Below are 18,581 nucleotides of genomic sequence, written 5' to 3' on the forward strand. Positions count from 1 at the left end.
ATCGTATGGGTTCGTATACAGTCACCGATTATGATCGATCACGATCATCTTAACAGCCCGAAATCGGACGGTGAGACTCCTGGACGCGGCGTTTCGTCCGACGTCCGTCCAAACCGTGTCGGCATAACGTGAATTTCGCGGAGAGTTCTCGTAATTTCTGTACAAATTTGTGTAATGTAAAAGCGCTTATGTGATCGCGGGTTGTAATCGCTTGTTAATGCTGACCGGGTGGCGATATCGAGCGTTTGGGGGAGTCGGAGCGGTGCTGATCGTTATCGCCGCCGTACTGCTGGCGAACCAGGAGGCGACGCAGGTCCTGTTCACCACGTACGTCCCGGTGTTCAACAACCTCGATCCGGAGATCCTCGAGGGCGAGGCCCTCGCCTGGGCCGCTGTGCTGAGCGTTCTGGCGATCGGGCTGAGCCTGATCCCGCTGTACAAACCCCAGCCGCGCCGGTTCCTCGACACCGTGTTTTTCACCCAGAAACGGGTCGTTGTCGGCGGACTCGCGCTGGCAACACTCGGTTACTTCAACTGGTCCTACCGACTCCCGCGTGCGACGCTCACGATGACGATCGGCTTTCTCGTCGTCGCGCTGCCGGCGTGGTTCGTGTGGATTCGGCTTCGCCCATCGGTCTCGATGGGTCGGACCGTCATCGTCGGCGACGACGTCGAACAGATCCAGCGGGTGATCCCCGAAGTCGACTCGCCGATCATCGGCTACCTCTGCCCGACCATCGCCGGCACGGTGGCCGACGACCACGTGAACCCCCCCGTCACGGACGGCGGGACCGAACCGAGCGCGCTCGGAGACACCAGAGAGCGCAGTCTCGAGACCGTCACCGAGGAGATCGACGAACTCGGTCGCATCGGCGCTCTCCCGCGGCTTGGCGGGCTCTCGAGGCTCGAGGACGCGCTCGTCGAGTACGACGTCGACACGGTCGTTCTCGCGTTCCGGCGCGCGGATCGTGCTGAGTTCTTCGGTGCGCTGGACGCGTGTCACGAACACGGCGTCAACGTCAAAGTCCACCGCGACTACGCAGACAGCGTGCTGGTCGCCGACGGGGAGATCGGCGAACTCGTCGACGTCGACCTCGAGCCCTGGGACCCGCAGGACCACCTGTTCAAACGCGCGTTCGACATCGTCTTCGCCTGGGTCGGTCTGGTCGCACTCTTCCCGGCGATGGTCGTCATCGCGGTCGCGATCAAACTCGACAGCCCGGGACCGATCCTCTACAGCCAGGAGCGAACCGCCGGCTTCGGGGAGACGTTCCCGATCTACAAGTTCCGGACGATGGTCCCCGAAGGCGAGTCCGCGACCCCCACCGAGGACGAGGACAACGACCGGATCACGCGCGTCGGACGGCTCCTCCGGAAGACCCACCTGGACGAACTCCCTCAGCTCTGGTCGATCTTCGTCGGCGACATGAGCGTCGTCGGCCCGCGCGCCGCCTGGACCGACGAGGAGATGTTGCTCGAGCAGGAGGCCGCCTCGTGGCGAAAGCGGTGGTTCGTCAAACCCGGGCTGACGGGACTGGCACAGGTGAACGACGCCAAGAGTACGAACCCGCAGGCGAAGCTCCGGTACGACCTCGAGTACATCAGCAAACAGTCGTTCTGGTTCGACATGAAGATCGTCATCAGACAGCTCTGGAACGTCGTCGTCGACGTCACGAGCCTCGCCCGCCCCGCTGGCGACGAGACGACCGCGTCGAAGTAACGTGCCAGCCGCTGTGGCCTCCGGCCGCGGATCCGTGCGGTTCCCACCGGTCGACGGCCACGTTCGCCCGGGTACCGGAACTCGATCGGGTGCAGTTCGATTACCGTGCTAGCGGCGACTGTCCGCACTTCGAACGACACGGAGGCGGTGGCAAGCGAGAAACACAGCTATAATATGACCGAATCGAGTGACAGAGTAGTACAGTGGCTCAGGTGACTTCCAGCGACTCCGCTCACACGCCGACCGAGCGGCGTCCACCCGTCTCCGTTCTGCTTACCGTGTACGCCGGAGATCACCCGCCACACGTCGATGCCGCACTGGAAAGCGTGTTTCGACAGACGTACGAGCCCGCCGAACTCGTCGTCGTGAAAGACGGACCGCTCGATGGGGCACTCGACCGCGTCATCGAGACGTGGGCAGACGAGTATCCGACCGTCGTCACGGTCCTCGCACTCGAGGAAAACCGCGGGCTCGGGACGGCACTCCAGGTCGGACTCGAGTACTGTTCGTACGACCTCGTCGCCAGAATGGACGCCGACGACGTCGCCGTGCCCGAACGGCTCGAAAAACAGGTCGAGTTCATGCTCGAGAACCCCACGGTCGACGTCGTCGGCGGATACGTCGCCGAGTTCGAGACGAATCCGGAGCGGACGAACCGCGTGCGAACGGTCCCGTCATCTCCCCACAGCGTCGCGCGGCAGGCGCCGTACAAGTGCCCGATAAACCACCCGACGGTCATGTTTCGCAAGCGTTCCGTTCTCGCTGGCGGCGGCTACTCCGAGATGCGGTCGATGCAGGACTACGAACTCTGGATGCGGCTGCTCGATCAGGGGTACACGCTCGCAAATCTCCCGGAAGTGCTGGTGAACGCCCGGGCCGGTCGGGGGCTCATCCGGCGTCGAGGTGGGCTCGAGTACGCGAAAACCGAGTTCGATCTGCAGCGGACGTTCCGCCGGCGGGGTTACATCGGCGTTCCGACGTTTCTGGTGAACGTACTCTCCAGAATTCCCCTCCGATTGCTGCCGAAACGCATCCGGGCAGCGATCTACTCTCGATTCCTGAGGGATGAGACGTGAGCCCGATCGTACCCGCCAACTCCCGTGTCGGCTCCCGCAGGGCCGCTGGATCCGCTGTCGCGAACGGCGTCCGTGTCGTCTCGGTCCGGGAGGAGGTCCCCGTGACCGGTTGGTGTTCCAGATGAGTACGAGCACCCCCGACACTCTCCGCCGTAGCCGTCAGCTGTTCTCTCTCGAGCTAGCACTCGTGTTACTGCTGTGTTACAACATCTACATTTCCGCCAGGTATTTCGGTGGCGTACTCGAGGGTCTGCCGATCAACTATCTCCTGCTCGCAGCCATCGCAGTGGGTGCAGCCGGCTCGCTGGTTCGGTCGCCGCCGCGAGCTGAGCAACTGGTCGCGATCGGACTCTTCGCGCTTTTCGTACTGTTTTACGCAGTTTCCGTGCTGTGGAGCAGCGGCGGAAGCTACACCCAGTGGAAGCTGCTCCGGGTTGTCGTGGTTATCCCGATACTGTTCGTCGGCAGCGTCGCCCTGTTTTCGGGCTCCCCGCGGCGAACCCATCGGTTTTTCGTCCTGTTCGGTATCGCGGCGGTCGTTCTCAGTACGGAGGTGTTGTACTCCAGGCTCCTGCTCGACCGGGCCGCACACTGGCAGCTGAACGTCAACTACATCCTCATCTCGCGCGTTCTCGGCGTCGGCGTCCTCGTCTTCACGTACCTCTGCTTCCAGGCCAGCGAACGCTGGCGCCAATTGCTGTACGGATTTCTCTCGCTGTTTAGCTTCGGGGCCATGTTACAAACCGGCGGGAGAGGGCCGCTGATCGCGCTGCTCGGCGCGCTGTTCGTCTACGGCGGGTGGCTCGCGCTTCGAAGCGACTGGACAATTTCTCCGAAACAACTGGTGGCCAGCGTCGCGGTCGGCGCAGTCGGCGCCGGTAGCGCTGCCTGGGTGTTCCGGGATTCGAGGACCATCGAGCGGTTGACCAGCCTGCTCACGTGGAGCGAAGAGCAGAGTGCGAGCAGCCGGGTCGATTACTTCGTCAGTAGCATCCAGTACTGGGCCGACCGCCCGATCCTGGGCCACGGACTCGGCGAGTTCCCGCTCCTCTACTACGGCGAAGACATCCGGTACTACCCGCACAACGTCGTACTCGAGATCGCCGTCGAGGCCGGCATCGTCGGGACGGCGCTGTTCCTGGGACTCGTCGGCTACGTCGTGGCCGTCTCACTCAGTGCGGAGACCGACCGGCCGCTCCTCCACGGCCTCGCGGTTTCGTTTTTCGTGTACGTCTTCGCGAACGCGATGGTTACGGGCGATCTCTCGACGAACCGTATCCTCTTCGTTTCCCTCCCGGTGCTCCTGTTCGTCGTCGACGCTCCCGATCCCTCCGTCGACCGCGAGCGGGACGCGTCGGTCACCGACGGCGACGAGGACCGTGCCCGAACGCCGACGCCTTCAACCGGTAGGTAATTACGACTTACGTGGGTCTCTCTAGTGAGATGAGGGCTGTCGACGTTCACTGTGCCGACGACTGGGTAACGGTCGGGTCCGCTCACGTATCGACACCGCACGACGCCAGCGAGGTGGCGAAACGGCTCGACGGAGTGGCCGGGGTGGCGGAGGTCCGCGCGTTCGCGACGGAACTGCGACATCCGTTCGCACTGATCGTCGTCGCTGACGACGCCGTCCACTGTGTGACCGACCACCTGCGGTCGATCCCGATTTACTACAGTGTTCGCAACGACCGTGTTCGAGTAGGTGACGCCGTTCAGAACCTCGGCGTCGATCGGTCGGGTTCGACCGCGACGGTGCAAAGCCAGGCTGAGTTTCTCGCAACCGGATACGTTCACGACGACCGAACGCTGTGTCCGACCGTCGAGCAGACTCGAGCGGCGACCGTTACGACCGTCGATCGACGGACCGGTGAGGTGTCCACGACCCCGTCCTACGAGTATACGGTCGACCCGGTCGATCGAGGGGACGCCGAACTTCGGTCGGAGCTCGTCGCGACTCTCGATACCGTCGTCGAGCGGCTGATTCGAGAGGCCGACGGGCGACAGCTCGTCGTTCCGCTCAGCGGCGGCTACGACTCCCGACTGCTCCTCTTGTTGCTGGTGAAACACGGCTACGAGAACGTCCTCACGTACTCTCACGGCCGGCCCGGAAACGCCGAAGCGACGACCGCTCGAGCGGTCGCCGAGAACCTCTCCGTTCCGTGGCGCTTCGTCGACTACCGGCCGGCGGACTGGCGTTCGCTCGTCCGCTCCGCAGAGTACCAGCGGTACTTCTCGAGAGCGTTCAACGACGACCGACTGCCGGGGATCGTTCACATGAACTGGCTGGCCGTGCGGCGGCTCACGCGAAACGACGTCGTCGACGACGATTGCCTCTTCCTTCCGGGTCACACCGCCGCCACGATGGCTGAACACCTCACGGGGGCGTACGAATCCCGCGAGCGGATTCCCCGAGATCGGGTCGTCGATGACCTCTTCGAGATGAACGTCTGGCTGTGGGATCTCGACGACGAGCTGACGACGATGTTCAGATCGCAGCTGAGCGAACGACTCTCCGTCGACGGAGAACGGCTGACCCCGACCGAGGCGGCGACCGCCTACGAGCGCTGGGAGTGGCTCGAGCGAGAGTCGAAGTGGATCCATGCTGACCTCGACGTCTACCGCCACTTCGACGTCGAGTACCGGGTTCCGTTCTGGGATCGAACGTTCGTCGACTTCTGGCAGACGGTGCCCCTTGCATCGCGCATCGACAAGCGACTCCTCCGGGCGTACACGGACGAACTCTACGTGAGATACGGCGGCGTCGATCCCTCCGAGGCGACCGCCACGGAACTCGACTCGGTCGTTCGACGCGGATATTACGCGCTCAGGGACACCCCGGTGTTCGACCTTATCCGACCGCTCAACAGCTACCTCCGCTACCGAAAAGACCCGTCCGGGTGGCCGGTCGCTCTCCCGGAGTCGACGTTCGCGAGGATCTACACCGGGACCGAGAACCGCCACTCGTTTTTCACCCTCGAGGCGCTGGGGCTCCTCGATTTCGCCAGCGGCGACGTGACGATGGCTCCCATCGGCGGCACGCTCGGGCGGGAATTCGTCGACCGGAGCCGTACCGCAGCCGATCGAACCGCGAAGTGGCGACTCGACGGGAGCCGGTGAGGCTGGCCCGCCGTGAGAACGGCTGCGTTAGGAGAGCAGCGACCGAAGCCGAACCAGCGACGATCGGGGGAGCAGACGACTGAGGGCGGTCAGCGTGGGGTACGCCGCGAGGCTGCGAGCGACGTAGGGGAAGCGTCTGGCCGAACCGGCGCGAGCGTACTTGTCCGCGATCGCGCTGTAGCGATACGCTCTGATTCGTCGACGCGTCCGCCGGTCGAGCGTGGCGATCCTGTCCGCGTGCTTCTCCTCGAGGCGAGCGACCGCGCGGACGTACCGCTCGGGCTCGCCGGTCATCTGGTCGCCGGGGTTGGCGTGTGTCGTCCACTCGACGGTGTGTTCGGGATCGACTCCGACCGCCGTCTTCTGGCAGAGTCGAATCCACAGCTCCCAGTCCTGAAGCGCCGGCATCGACGGATCGAACCCGCCCACGGCGTCGAACAGGGGCGCGCGAACCGCGACGCAGGACGTCGTCCCGATGTGGTTTCGCAGTAGGATCTGATCGGCTAGCACCCCCTCTTTGCTCGCGTCAATCCGATAGAGTTCGGTTCCGTCCTCGTCGACGGCGACTCGAGCCGAGTAGACGAGACCGACGGTCGGCTCTCGCTCGAGAATTCGAAGCTGGCGTTCTACCTTCCGTGGTCGCCACCGGTCGTCGTCGTCGAGGAACATGTACACCGACCCGCTCGCTGCCTCGGCGCCGATGTTTCGTGCTCTGGCCGCTCCACCGGAACTCGAGCACTCGATGTAGTTGAGATCGAACGTCTCGCCCGGGAGCCGATCGACCGCGTCGCCGTACTCGACGTCCGAGCCGTCGTTCACGACGACGACTTCCGTCGGCGTCACGGTCTGTGCCGCGACGCTTTCGACGGCACCCACGAGCCGTTCCGGACGATTGTGCGTCGGGATGATCACGGACGCTTCCGGACCGCCGGAACTTGACATACCATAACTGCACCCGTTCGACCTCAAATAACTGCCGTCCTGAAAATTTCGATCGACGAGCTGACCCAGCAGCATTCGGGCGTGGGCGGCCGTCGTTCCACCGTTTTCGGTCGGCAAACACGGCAGGTCACACAGAGCGGACAGATCAGCGGGGGTGCCGGCGGGACCGGCGCTCGAGAATCCGCCCCGCGAGCAGGTGGAGTTTGTAGACGTACGACAGGAGGTAGAACGCGAGATACCGGTCGGGTGAGTGCGACCCCGAGAGCCGCTTTCGGAACCGCCCTGGATGTGGCGGCAGAACGTTTCTGGGATCGGCGATCGGCCGCGAGTCGCCGCGGCTCTCGTACAGCTGCTCGTGGCCGCGGCCGACGCGAATCGCCTTCGACCGGAGTTCACCGAAGCGCTTGCGAGCGGGATGATACACCGTAATATCGCGTGCGAACCGCTGCGTGTAGCCGGCGGCGGCGACCCGCTGGCCGAACTCCAGGTCGCCGCTCGAGACGAGCGTCGCGTCGAACGGACCGACGTCGTCGATGACTGCCCTGCGGACGGCGAGACAGCAGGTCGGTGCGAAGCGTTGCTCCGTGAGGTAGTACTCGACGGGAAATCCGGTTGCGACGTTGTACTCCGCCGTTATCGTCGGCGCCCCCTCGACGTAGAGTTCGACGTTGCAGCCGACGTAGTCGACGTCCCGGTCGTCGAACAGAGACGCGAGATCCTCGAGCCAGGTCGGCGGAACGGTCATGTCGGCGTCGACGAACGCGATGAGCGAGCCGGCGGCGTGTTCTACCCCGGTGTTTCGCGCCGCGTACGAGCTCTGGACGTCGGTTTCGTCGACGACGGTAACGTTCTCGGAGCGGTCTGCGACGTCCGCAGCCGCTTTTCGCGTCGTATCGGTCGAGTCGTTGTCGACGACGATCACTTCGTAGTCGGCGACCGGATACGTCTGCTTTCTGAGGGACGTCAGCGTCTCTACGACCCCGTCCGGGTCGTTGTACACGGGAATCACCACGGAGACGGTGACGCTCACCGGTCGCACACCTCTGAGTCGACGAACTCGTCGACGGCCCGTTTCGTCTCCGTCAACTCGGTACCCGTGTCGAACTCGACGACGGTCACCTCCGTCTCCTCGAGAATCGAGCGAATCGTCTCCATCGTTCGGTCGGTTCGCTCGAGAAACCGATCGAACTCGGAGTCGGCGAGGTGGCTGTACTGTCCCGGGCGGCCCTTCTCCCGCCGATCCATACGCCGTTTGCAAACGTCGATCGGGGCGGTGACGAAGAGGCACGTCTCCGGGAGGGGAATCGCCTCGAGGTACGACTCGAGATCGGCGTTCGAGACGGGTTTTCGGGGGCGTGGCGGACAGGTGAGCGAGAGTCCGCAGTGTACGAACCCCTCGTCGAAGAGTACGGATTCGGTCGGGCGGAGTCGCCGTTGGGCGCTCTGGTAGTGGGCCTCGAGCTCGAGCGTCTTTTTGACCAGCCAGTTGTACCGGTTCCGGCTGGTAGCGTACTCGGTTATCAACTCGCTCGTACGCTCGTGTGACCGCGGATAGTTCGTCTGGAACGCGAGTTGCGTATCCGCGCGCCACCCGCTCCACCGAGAGAGCGCCCGAACCGCTCGAGGTGGAACGCGTTTTCCGAACCGGGCGGCTGGACGCGGCAGGTACGCTCGCAGAACCGCTGTCGTGTACGCTTCCCGGTCGTCGTACACCGCTTCGTCCCTGCGGGCAGCCGCGTCTCGGACCATCGCTGACAGCGTCGATTTTCCGCTTCCGGGTAGACCGACGAGTTCGACGTGAGCGTTCATCTGTACTGTTCGGTGTTAGCCACTACTGGCGAGTTTCTTGAGTTGGTTCATATCGATGACGTTCGTGTAGACGCCGAGCAGACCGTATGCGACGACGGCAGTCGCAACGACGAGAAAGAGGGTGACGAGCCCGGTAACCAGCGGCAGGAGGCTGTAGACGGCGGCACCCATCAGAAGCGAAAGCGGGACGATTTTCGCGATCATACGGAGCAACTCCGCGTGCGAAATAGAGAGGAGGCGACACATCATGTAGACGTTCCCGAGCGCGTAAATCCCATACGTTACGACCGTCGGAATCGCGGCCCCGAGAACACCGATCGTCGGGATCAACAGAATCCCGAGCGTTGCGTTCGAAATCGCCATCGTCCCCTTCAGCACACCCCGAAACTTGGCTTTGCCCAGGTAGTCGAGACCGCTTCCGGTCACGTTCGTAATCGAGTCGGCGAGCAGGTAGATCGACAGCACCTGAACGATGGGGACGGCACCCATATACTCCGCACCGAAGATGTAGCGAACCGTCGGCTCCGCGACGAGGATCAGACCCACCACCGCCGGTACGTACAGCACGAACATCGACCGAAGAGCGCCCTTGTACAGCTCAGCGGCGCGAGAGACGTCCCCGGCGGAGTACTCGCTCGAGTAGTGGGGCGAAATCGAGAAGCCGAGCGAACTGGAAGGGTTCGACGCGAAGCTGATGAGTTGCTTGCTCACCGTATAGTATCCCACCGCGACCGGGGTCAAGAAGAAGCCGAGAAGGACGATATCGACGCGCTTCATCAGTATATTGCTGCTACTGGTAACGGTTAGCGGCAGGCTGTACTCGAACAGCCGTCGCCGAAGTCCCGGTTCGATCGGCGCTGCGGTGTACTCTCGAGCGGTTGAGTAGAGCATGACGGCTCCGACGAGCGACGCGACCGCCAGTCCGACGACGTACCCCAGCAACGCACCGGCGACGCTGTAGCCGAGCACGACGAGCGAGATCGCGGCGACGAATTTAGTGATCGTGAATACGCCCGGAAGCGACGCGCTCCACTCGACGCGCTTGAACCCCTGGAGAAACCGTCTGCAGAGCTCCATCGCGTTCTCGAAGATCACGTACAGGATCCCGAGAAGCAACAGCGTCTCCAGAGCTGGTTCACCGAACCAGACCGCGATCTGGCCGCGGAACAGAAACAGCAACGTGAGGCCGACGCCGACGGTAATCGCGTTGATTCCGAGGGCGGTTTTGAGGATGTTCGGAATCTGGCCGGGATCTTTCTCCTCGTACTCGGTTATGTACCGGGCACCGGCGCGAGGGATCCCGAGGTTACTGAGTAACACGACGATCGAACAGAGGTAGATCGTCAGGTGGAGTATCCCGTACTGTTCGGCCGTCAGCAGTCGCGCGAGGACGACGATCAGGAGCCCACCGGCGAGGATCTTGATCACCTGCATCGCGAACTCGGCTTTGAAACCCGAGACGATCCGCTCCTCAACGCCCATTACAGCCCCCGAAGATTCCGGATACTACGGCCATACCTGACCAGGAGATACCGGTACTACACTGGCAGATCCATAAAACTCGTTCGATACGACCGATGTGCGTTTCTACAGGGAGGGACCGTCTCGGTATAACTGATGGTCTTCTTAACCAGTACATCTACATAGATTGTTTCCGTATACGGCCGTATCGAGATGAGCAACGAAACCGACGTCGAACTCGAGCTAACGCGGTGCATCTGGTGTTGTCGTACCCTCCACGGCGCCGAACAGTCCATCACCGTCCGGCCCCCGCAGGGAACCGGGTCCTCGTTCTACGAGTGGGACCTCCACCTCGAGTGCGCCCAGGAGTGGACCGAAACGATCGACAGGATCGCCCGCCTGAGACGCCTCGGGGCGGGAGCGACGCTGCTGACGGCCGCCGAACACGACGGGGTAGACTCCCTGCTCTCGGACGACGACCGGGAGCGTCTCGAGGGCGACCGTCCCCAGTCGACCGACTCGAAACGCAGCGAACTGCCCTCGCAGTAGGTCGCCGTCTCGAGACGCCGCTTCTCGAGTCCCGCAGGGAATATGCCGGCGTATCGCCAACGCGTATCCGATCCGGACAGTCCGTTCTCGCGGGTTGTCGGAGTCGTTGACGCCCTACCTTATTGTTCTCTCTCGTGGTACGCTCGCTATGACGACGGCACCCTCGCTGTCGGACCCGCCGACCGCGATCGAGGGGCACTCCCGGAGCGGTTGGCCGCTCGCCACCGTTGGGGGCGCCGAGCGCCCCTTCTGTTCGGTGCGAGTTACTCGCCGTGATCGGAACCGCTCCGTCGACGGACGCTCGAGGGCGCTGCTGGACGGGGCCCGGTCGTGGTGGCAGACCGTGTCGGAATCGTTCGGGCGACGGACCGAGAGGCTGCCGTGAGCGAGCACGAACGGACGTGTCGGCGGCTCCTCGACAGGCTGCCGGGGATAATCTACCGCCGGCGATCCGAACGAGGTGGTTCGATGCTGTTCGTGAGCGATGGCTGTCTCGGCCTCACGGGATACGATCCGATCTCCCTGGAGGCGAACGAGGTGAACTACGAGGCGGACATCGTCCACCCGGACGACACCGAAACGGTCGCCGACGCCGTCGAAGAGAGCGTTCGAACAGGGGATTCGTTCACGCTCGAGTACCGAATCCGAACGAACGAGGGGAAGATACGCTGGGTGTGGGAGCGGGGCTACCCCGTACCTGGCGACGACGAACCGGCCGCCCGTATCGAGGGACTGGTGCTCGATATCACCGCCAGGAAGCGACTGGAACGCGCGCTCCGCGAGGAAATTGTGTTCACGAGGCGACTGCTGGACGTCCAGCGCGATATCGTCTACACTATCGGCCACAACGGGCGGATGCTCCGGTGGAACGACCGGCTGGTCGACGTCACCGGGTACGACGACCCGGAGATCGCGGAGATGTCCCTCCAGGACTTCTTTCCCGGCGCCGGAGACGGAGCGGGGACGACGGTCGTCCACGAGATTACCGGCCGTGGGGCGGGCGTGACGACCGAACTGACGCTGGTGACCGCTTCGGGGGATCGTATTCCTTACGAGATCAGCGGCGACCCGGTCGTCGACGCCGCCGGTGAGACGATCGGGGCGACCGGCGTCTGTCGGGACATCAGCGAGCGAAAGCGGCGGGAGCGCGCGCTCGAGCGACAGCGCGACGAATTGTCGCGTCTCAATCGGATCAACGCGCTCATCGACGAGATCATCGAGGCACTGGTGACCGCTTCGACGCGCGAGACGATCGAAACGACCATCTGTGATCGGTTCACACAGTCGCGGTTCTACCGCGGCGCGTGGGTCGCAGAGCGACGCTCCGAGGCTGGTGTCGCTGCCGCGAGCGGGACCGAATCCGAGAGGTGCGAGGAGGGCGTCCGATCCGAGATCGGGCGAGCGTTTCGGGAGAACGTGGTCTCGGTCGTCCGTCCTGCGGCGGGGGAGACCGCACCGGCAGGCTCCGACCGACCGACGGTTCTGGTTCCGCTGTCCTATGGCGACACCGTCTACGGCGTACTGGTCGTCGAGGGGGCGCGAAGCGACTCGCCCGGGGAGGCGGAGCGACACGCCTTCGAGGTGCTCGGCGAGGTGGTCGGGTTCGCGATCAACGCCACCACCAACCGCAAGCTGTTGCTCTCCGACGTCGCGACCGAACTCACGATCTCGCTCACCGGCACGAACGCGGTCTTCGTTTCGCTCTCCGAGCGACTCGAGTGCTCGCTCACTCTCGAGGGGATCGTACCGATCGACGGACAGCGGCTGCTCTGTTATCTCTCCGTAGAGGGGACGACTCCGGAGGCGATACGCGAGGCGGTCGCAACCGATCCGACCGTCAGCGAGCCCAGGGTCATCAGCCGCTGTCCCGAGCAGTCGTTTCTCGAGTTCACCGTCAGCGCTGGCTCGGAGGCACTCCGGCTTGTCGAGTACGGCGCGACGGTCCAGTCGATGTACTGCGAGCAGGGAGCGGGAGAGGTCGTCGTCCGGCTCCCGCCCGACGGTGACGTCCGCGAAGCCGTAACGATCTTCCGGGAAGCGTTTCCGGGGGCGGCACTGGTCGCCCGACGCACGGTTACGCTCCCGGCCCAACCGGTGGTCGATACGCGCCGCGCGGTGACCGAGTCCCTGACCGAGAGACAGCGGTCGATCCTTCAGGCCGCATACTTCGCCGGCTACTACGACTCCCCGCGGAAAACGACCGCACAGGAGCTGGCGGACTCGCTCGGAATCGCCTCCTCGACGCTCCACCAGCACCTTCAGGCGGCCCACTCCAAGGTGCTCGGTATCGTTCTGACGGAGGGTACCCCCTCTTCGCAGATCGCCGATACCGAGATACCACGGTAGTGCGGTATTACCGCTCTTGCCCCTGTGTTCCCCATGGAGAGTTTCCTCGAGGCGAGAGTTCTACGGGCGGCAGCGAACGGGGATCGGGGGGCGGTCGCCGGCACCGAGTCAGAACGGAGTGTCGAATCGAACCGTTCGGCTGGCGGCACGTCACTGACGACGGTCGGTGACCGCGTCGGACCGGGCGTCGACGACCTCGGGCCGGTCGTCGTCGGCATCCCCGCGTACAACGAGGCAGCGTCGATCGGCGCCGTCGTGCAGAGCGCCGACCGGTACGCGGACCTGGTCGCCGTCGTCGACGACGGGAGTAGCGACGAGACCGCGGCCCGCGCTCGAAACGCGGGTGCAGTCGTGATCGAACACGGCTACAACCGGGGCTACGGCGCGGCGCTCAAGTCGCTGTTTCGAGAGGCGGCGGCCCGGAACGCAGCGCACCTCGTGACGCTGGACGGAGACGGCCAGCACACGGCGGCAGACGTTCCGACCCTCGTCGAGACCCAGCGCGAGACCGACGCGGCGATCGTCATCGGCAGTCGCTTCGTCGACGGCGCCTCAGAGAATATGCCCGCCGGAAGGCGCCTCGGTGTGATGATCGTGAACGCGCTGACGAACGCCAGTGTCGGCACGGCCCGCCGGTCTCGCCGGATCTCGGACACCCAGAGCGGGTTCCGCGCGTACAGTCGCAAGGCGATCAACTCGCTGGCGGCAGACGACCGAATCCACGGCGGAATGTCCGCGAGCACGGATATCCTCTACCACGCCCACCGACGGAAGTACGCGATCGCGGAGGCGAGGATCGCGGCCAGATACGACGTCGAAAACCCGAACACCGAGCGCCCGTTCGCACACGGCTACTCGCTCGTCAGCCACATCGTAACGAGCGTCCAGAGTGCCCACCCGCTGTTGAGCCTCGGACTGTTCGGCGTCGTGAGCCTGCTCCTCGCCACCGCCGCCGGCTACTGGCTGACGACGGCGTACCTCGGAACGGGGTCGGTCTCGTTGGGCCTCGCTGCGCTTACGGTCCTGTTCGGCGTCTCCGGATTCGTCGCCTGTGTCGGTGCGATTTTCCTTCACACGCTCAACGTGTCCCGTACCGCCTATCCGTCGTGACCGCCCGACCCGACGGGGACCCAGACGGCTCACATGGCCTGTATCGTGCGTTCGATTCGCACAACCACCTCGCTCGGACTGAACGGTTTGGTCACGTAATCGGTGGCGCCGCGTTCGAATCCCTCGACGACGTCGCCTTCGCGAGAACGCGCGGTGAGCATCAACACCGGGAGATCCGCGAGCGATTCGTCCTCGCGGATCCGTTCGAGCACCTGGAACCCGTCCAACTCGGGCATCATCACGTCGAGTATGACGGCCGCTGGCGGCTCGTCGGTGTCCCGGAGGTACTCGAGACACGTTCGCCCGTCTCCGAACGCCTGTACGTCGAATCCGCTGGCCTGCAGTTTGAACGTCAGTAGCTGCTGAATGTCTTCGTCGTCTTCGGCGAGTACGATCGATCGAGTCATTTGTTGAGTGTTCCTGGTCGAGTACGGTCGTCGCACGATTTCGCTGTGGACGTCACCGACGTCGCGATCAGTGCCGACACTATATCGGAAACGGTGAGCGGTCGCTGAACGAACAGCGTTCCGCCGACAGTGAACTGCGGCTCTCTCTGGGAGCCGGACCGGTCGACGAGTACGACCGGCAGTCGGCGCCCGTCTCGTCGCTCGCGGAGCGCGCGCACTACGCGCTTTTCGGTGTCGCTCGCGTCGAAACCGTCCGTTCGAACGATCGCGATGTTGTAGCCGTCGGAGAGATCCGGAACCGACTCGAGATCCGTGACGGTCGTCACGTCCCACGAGTCGGGGACGCCCTCTACCGGCTCGTCCACGGCGGTTGCGTCGAACAGCAGCGCGCGGACGGAGCCCTGGCCGTCGGCGCCGAGTAGCGTTTCGACCGTGGTGGCGAGCGCCAGCTCGTTCTCGGCGAGGTACGCCGAGACCCCGAGCAGGGGAACGCCGGTCGCCTCCTCACGAACGATGGAGAGTACGGCGATTTTCGTCCCAGGTCGTGTGTTTTCGTGCCACACCACGTCCAGGGGTACGTTCGCCGCGAACGCGTCGACGACGAGCACGGACGACGGGTCGGCACTCATCGCTTCTCGAGCGGCGGTCAGATCGTCGACGATGGTAACGGCGTAGCCGACGTTCTGGAGCTGTTCGGTGAGGTAGTTCGCAAACTCGGCTTCGAGCCCGAGCAGGACCACCGGTCTGTCGACGACACCGAGTACGTTCGACCTGTCGTCGGTTGACTCGAGCGTCGACCCGCCGCGAATGGGTCGTCCGTCGACCGCCGACGTCAGCGTTTCGAGCGTCGCGTCCAGTTCCGTCGCCTTCCGAAGAACGAGCTGTACGGCCGCCCGCTGGTCCGGAGAGAGCGCACCGAGCTCCTCGTCGACCAGCATCTCCGTATAGCCGAGGACCGTCGTCAGCGGGGTGCGAAGCTCGTGAGAGGCGAGCTCGAGCACGCCGCGCTGGAACTCGGAAAACGCGTCGCAATCGCCCGCCGCGACGGCGCCCGCTGCGATCGGCCGAGCGAGCTGAGCGCTGACGACTTCCCCGAGGAGTTCGGCGTATCGAACGTCTTCGTCGTCGAATCCGTCGTCTGCGGTGAGCTGCAACAGTCCCGAATCCCCGAACGGCGTACAGAGCGTCTGGCTCCCGTCCGGGGGTTTGTAGCCGTCGTTCGGCCCGTCGACGACGACCGTCCCGCCGCGTTCGATCACCCGCTCTCGTCGGTCGACCGGTATCGAGCCCGCTCCCGATTTCGATCGGTCGGAGTCCTCTCCCCGTATCGTGACCGTGTGATCGTCACGCCGGATCGTGATCGCGGCGTCGCGGACGTCGAACAGGTCGGGGAGACCGGCGAGTACGACGTCGTAGAGGGCGGTTTCGGTCGGGCTCTCGAGGACGCGTCGGGCGACGCGGAGCAGTGACTCGAGGCGAGAGCGGTCATCGTCGGTCTCCGAGTCGTCTGGTAGGTCGGTCATTGTGTGTGGTACGGGTACGCGCCGGCCGTGTTGTCGGAGGCGGTCAGGACTTCGAATCGCGCGCCGCCGCTCGCGCTCTCGGTAACGGAGAGTCGCCAGTCGTGGGCCTCGACGATGTCGGTAACGATCGCCAGACCGAACCGACGCGCGCCGTCCCGGTCTTCGGTCGGCTGTTCCGTGAACAGCCGCTCGCGTCGGTCGCGCGGAATACCGGGGCCGTCGTCCTCGACGTAGAAGCCGGCGTCGCCGTCGAGGACGCCGACGCGAACGGTAACGTCGGTGCCACCGTGCTCGATCGCGTTTCGGAACAGGTTCTCGAACAGCTGCGTCAGTCGCAGTCGATCTCCCTCGACGACCCGTGTTCCGTCGAACAGAATTCGCGCCTCGGATGCCCCTACGGTCGACCAGGCCTGTCTGGCGATCCGGTCGATCTCGACGCGTTCGGTCGTTCCGATTCGCTCGCCGGCTCGCGCGAGTACGAGCAGGTTCTCGACGATTTCGGTCACTCGCTCGAGTCCGTGTTCGATGCCGTCGAGATGACGGCTCGCGGCGCCTTCTCGCTCCCGCTCTATCTCGAGGTACCCCTTCGCGACCGTCAGGGGGTTTCTGACGTCGTGAGCCACGACGTTCGCGAACTCCTCAAGTCGGGCGTTCTTTCGCTCGAGTTCGCGCTCTCGACGCTTGAGCGCCATCTCTCGATCAGCGCGGGTGAGCGCTCCCGCCGTCGCAGCCGCGAGGATGGTGCCGAACTCGCGGTCGTACTCGGTGAATCGCCGATCCCGCACCGACCCGCAGATCAACACCCCGTGTTCGCCGAGCGGGAGGACCAGCTCGCTTCGTACCGGCGTTTCGCCGTCGGACGTGCTGATCACGTCGCTGACGACCGTCGAGTTGCCGGTTTCGAAGGCCCCCCACACGGAGCTCTGACCGGGGTGAAAGGCCGGCTGGTCGTCGACTTCGTCGACGCCGTCCGCCGTCGTGAACGGCCGGAGCGTCTCCGACTCGTCGTCGTACAGCCAGGCGCCGGTTATCGGTCGATCGAGTACGTCGCGCGCAGTTTCGACGGCGAGTCGTGTGATCTCGGCGTGGGTACTCGCGTTCATCAACCGGGGCGCGGTGTCGTTGAGCGATTTCAGGGCGCGCTCGCGCTCTTTGATTCCCGTGATGTCACGGACACCACAGACCAGTCCGCCGGACGCTAACGTCGTGAGCGTGAGATCCTGGCTGAACTGCGTCCCGTCGGTCCGGGTTCCGATCGCTTCCCCGCGCCACTCTCCCTCGCGCTCGAGTTCCGGGAGGATCTGCGTTCGGAAGCGCTCGAGTTCCTCGTCGTCGTACAGCATCTGCCAGCCCCGTCCGATCATCGCCTCGGGGTCGTCGAACCCGTAGATGTCCGCGTGGGCTTCGTTCACGTAGACGTACTCGCCCGCCTCGTCGAGGATCGCGATCCCGTCGACGGTGCTCTCGATCGCCGCGTAGAGTCGGCGCGCCTCGCGTTCGGCGGCGACCTGTTCGGTGACGTCGAGCGAGAGGCCGACAACCCCGTCGACGGACGTGCCGTCGGTTATCGGTGCGAACGTCGTCTCGATCGCTCGCCCGCCGACGTCGACCGAGGTCGTTACGAGGTCGCCCTCCAGTGCGGTCTCGACGCCGTGGATCGCCTCCGGAAGGTCACCGTACAGCTCGTACACAGACTCGCCGACGACTTCGTCCGGCTCGAGACCGATGTTCGCGAGGCCTCGCCCTCGCGAGTGCGTTACGACCCCTTGCGCGTCGATCGTGTACAGCATGATCGGGAGCGAGTTCACGGGAACGTCCGCCAGCATCGCAGCCTCGTGATCGTCTCGCCGCGCACTCACGACCGTTTCGGAAACGACGTCGACGAGCTCCCGATAGGCCCCCCGATCTCCGCTCCGGCGGACGTACTCGTCGACGCCCGCAGAGATCGCCTCGCTCGCGATCGCCTCACTGCCGTCTTCGACGAACAGGACGACCGGCACGTCGACCTCTCGAGCCAGCGCCGTCCCCGGTGCGTCGTCGAGATGGTACTCGCTGACGATACAGTCGACCGGCCGTTCCTCGAGAAACGCAACCGCTGACTCGACGGAATCGACGGCAAACGTCTGCGGCTCGTACGAGTCGATTCCTTCGAAGCTCGCAGCGATTCGATCCCGGTCACGACGCTCGTATCCGACGCAGAGAAGCGTTACGCATCGCGCGCGTTCTGTGGGTTCGCTGCTTGTCATGGGCCCGTCGATCCTTGATTACGAGTGGTTTACCGACGAACGGGCGACCGCCCCGAGCCCGGTCGTTCGACTGTAAGAGAACGTCAGCAGCGAAACAGATAAAACCATCCCGCTCCCGGGGGGTTCGCTCTCCTGCGAACCAACTGACCTGCCGATAGACCGCGTTTATGATGTTTGTTAGACCGACGTATCACAATCCATAACTAGTAATAACTCGAGAAGGCCGTTCTCTGGTGTGAGTGTGACCGCTCGAGAGCGTGGTCACCGTGACGGGA

The 18,581-nt window shown here is 64.3% G+C and carries 14 protein-coding genes; 7 read left to right on the plus strand and 7 right to left on the minus strand.

Annotated elements, in window-relative coordinates; genetic code table 11:
- The first annotated feature begins 217 nt into the window (after window positions 1-217).
- The 4 genes from NMQ11_RS09110 (at window position 218) to NMQ11_RS09125 (ending at window position 5,913) form a co-directional block, all read left to right on the plus strand.
- Window positions 218-1,720, plus strand: coding sequence for a sugar transferase (locus NMQ11_RS09110; RefSeq protein WP_255167387.1), 1,503 nt, complete (start codon window positions 218-220; stop codon window positions 1,718-1,720).
- Window positions 1,721-1,998: 278 nt separating this feature from the next.
- The gene (locus NMQ11_RS09115; RefSeq protein WP_255170878.1) at window positions 1,999-2,796 is read left to right on the plus strand and encodes a glycosyltransferase; all 798 of its coding nucleotides are present in this window, start codon (window positions 1,999-2,001) and stop codon (window positions 2,794-2,796) included.
- A gap of 121 nt (window positions 2,797-2,917) precedes the next feature.
- On the plus strand, window positions 2,918-4,210 hold the full coding sequence (locus NMQ11_RS09120; protein ID WP_255167389.1) for an O-antigen ligase family protein: 1,293 nt from the start codon (window positions 2,918-2,920) through the stop codon (window positions 4,208-4,210).
- Between the two features lie 29 nt (window positions 4,211-4,239).
- Window positions 4,240-5,913, plus strand: a complete 1,674-nt coding sequence (locus NMQ11_RS09125; RefSeq protein WP_255167391.1) for an asparagine synthase C-terminal domain-containing protein — start codon at window positions 4,240-4,242, stop codon at window positions 5,911-5,913.
- A 27-nt stretch (window positions 5,914-5,940) separates the two neighbouring features.
- On the opposite strand, the gene NMQ11_RS09130 is transcribed toward NMQ11_RS09125, so the two are convergent.
- From NMQ11_RS09130 to NMQ11_RS09145, 4 genes are all read right to left on the minus strand, one after another.
- On the minus strand, window positions 5,941-6,855 hold the full coding sequence (locus tag NMQ11_RS09130) for a glycosyltransferase family 2 protein (protein WP_255167392.1): 915 nt from the start codon (window positions 6,853-6,855) through the stop codon (window positions 5,941-5,943).
- Between the two features lie 145 nt (window positions 6,856-7,000).
- On the minus strand, window positions 7,001-7,885 hold the full coding sequence (locus NMQ11_RS09135; RefSeq protein WP_255167393.1) for a glycosyltransferase family 2 protein: 885 nt from the start codon (window positions 7,883-7,885) through the stop codon (window positions 7,001-7,003).
- On the minus strand, window positions 7,882-8,664 hold the full coding sequence (locus NMQ11_RS09140) for an AAA family ATPase (RefSeq protein ID WP_255167394.1): 783 nt from the start codon (window positions 8,662-8,664) through the stop codon (window positions 7,882-7,884). Before NMQ11_RS09140 ends, NMQ11_RS09135 begins: the two co-directional genes overlap by 4 nt.
- A gap of 15 nt (window positions 8,665-8,679) precedes the next feature.
- Window positions 8,680-10,146, minus strand: a complete 1,467-nt coding sequence (locus tag NMQ11_RS09145) for a flippase (protein WP_255167395.1) — start codon at window positions 10,144-10,146, stop codon at window positions 8,680-8,682.
- A gap of 192 nt (window positions 10,147-10,338) precedes the next feature.
- On the opposite strand from NMQ11_RS09145, the gene NMQ11_RS09150 reads away from it, so the two are divergent.
- The 3 genes from NMQ11_RS09150 (at window position 10,339) to NMQ11_RS09160 (ending at window position 14,130) form a co-directional block, all read left to right on the plus strand.
- Window positions 10,339-10,674, plus strand: a complete 336-nt coding sequence (locus tag NMQ11_RS09150) for a hypothetical protein (RefSeq protein WP_255167397.1) — start codon at window positions 10,339-10,341, stop codon at window positions 10,672-10,674.
- Between the two features lie 468 nt (window positions 10,675-11,142).
- Window positions 11,143-13,020 (plus strand): bacterio-opsin activator domain-containing protein, encoded by a 1,878-nt coding sequence (locus NMQ11_RS09155; protein WP_255167398.1) that lies wholly within the window; start codon window positions 11,143-11,145, stop codon window positions 13,018-13,020.
- A 33-nt stretch (window positions 13,021-13,053) separates the two neighbouring features.
- The gene (locus NMQ11_RS09160; RefSeq protein ID WP_255167399.1) at window positions 13,054-14,130 is read left to right on the plus strand and encodes a glycosyltransferase family 2 protein; all 1,077 of its coding nucleotides are present in this window, start codon (window positions 13,054-13,056) and stop codon (window positions 14,128-14,130) included.
- Window positions 14,131-14,159: 29 nt separating this feature from the next.
- Here the strand turns inward: NMQ11_RS09160 and NMQ11_RS09165 are convergent, their stop codons facing one another.
- The 3 genes from NMQ11_RS09165 to NMQ11_RS09175 are packed head-to-tail and all read right to left on the minus strand — an operon-like array spanning window position 14,160 to window position 18,306.
- A complete protein-coding gene (locus tag NMQ11_RS09165) occupies window positions 14,160-14,537 on the minus strand; it encodes a response regulator transcription factor (RefSeq protein ID WP_255167401.1) in 378 nt (125 codons plus the stop codon).
- Window positions 14,534-16,060: a histidine kinase dimerization/phospho-acceptor domain-containing protein gene (locus NMQ11_RS09170; RefSeq protein ID WP_255167403.1), complete on the minus strand. Its 1,527-nt coding sequence runs from the start codon at window positions 16,058-16,060 to the stop codon at window positions 14,534-14,536. Before NMQ11_RS09170 ends, NMQ11_RS09165 begins: the two co-directional genes overlap by 4 nt.
- Window positions 16,057-18,306, minus strand: coding sequence for a sensor histidine kinase (locus tag NMQ11_RS09175; RefSeq protein ID WP_255167405.1), 2,250 nt, complete (start codon window positions 18,304-18,306; stop codon window positions 16,057-16,059). Before NMQ11_RS09175 ends, NMQ11_RS09170 begins: the two co-directional genes overlap by 4 nt.
- Between the last annotated feature and the right edge of the window lie 275 nt (window positions 18,307-18,581).

This window comes from Natrononativus amylolyticus (assembly GCF_024362525.1).
GTDB classification, from domain to species: Archaea; Halobacteriota; Halobacteria; order Halobacteriales; family Natrialbaceae; genus Natrononativus; species Natrononativus amylolyticus.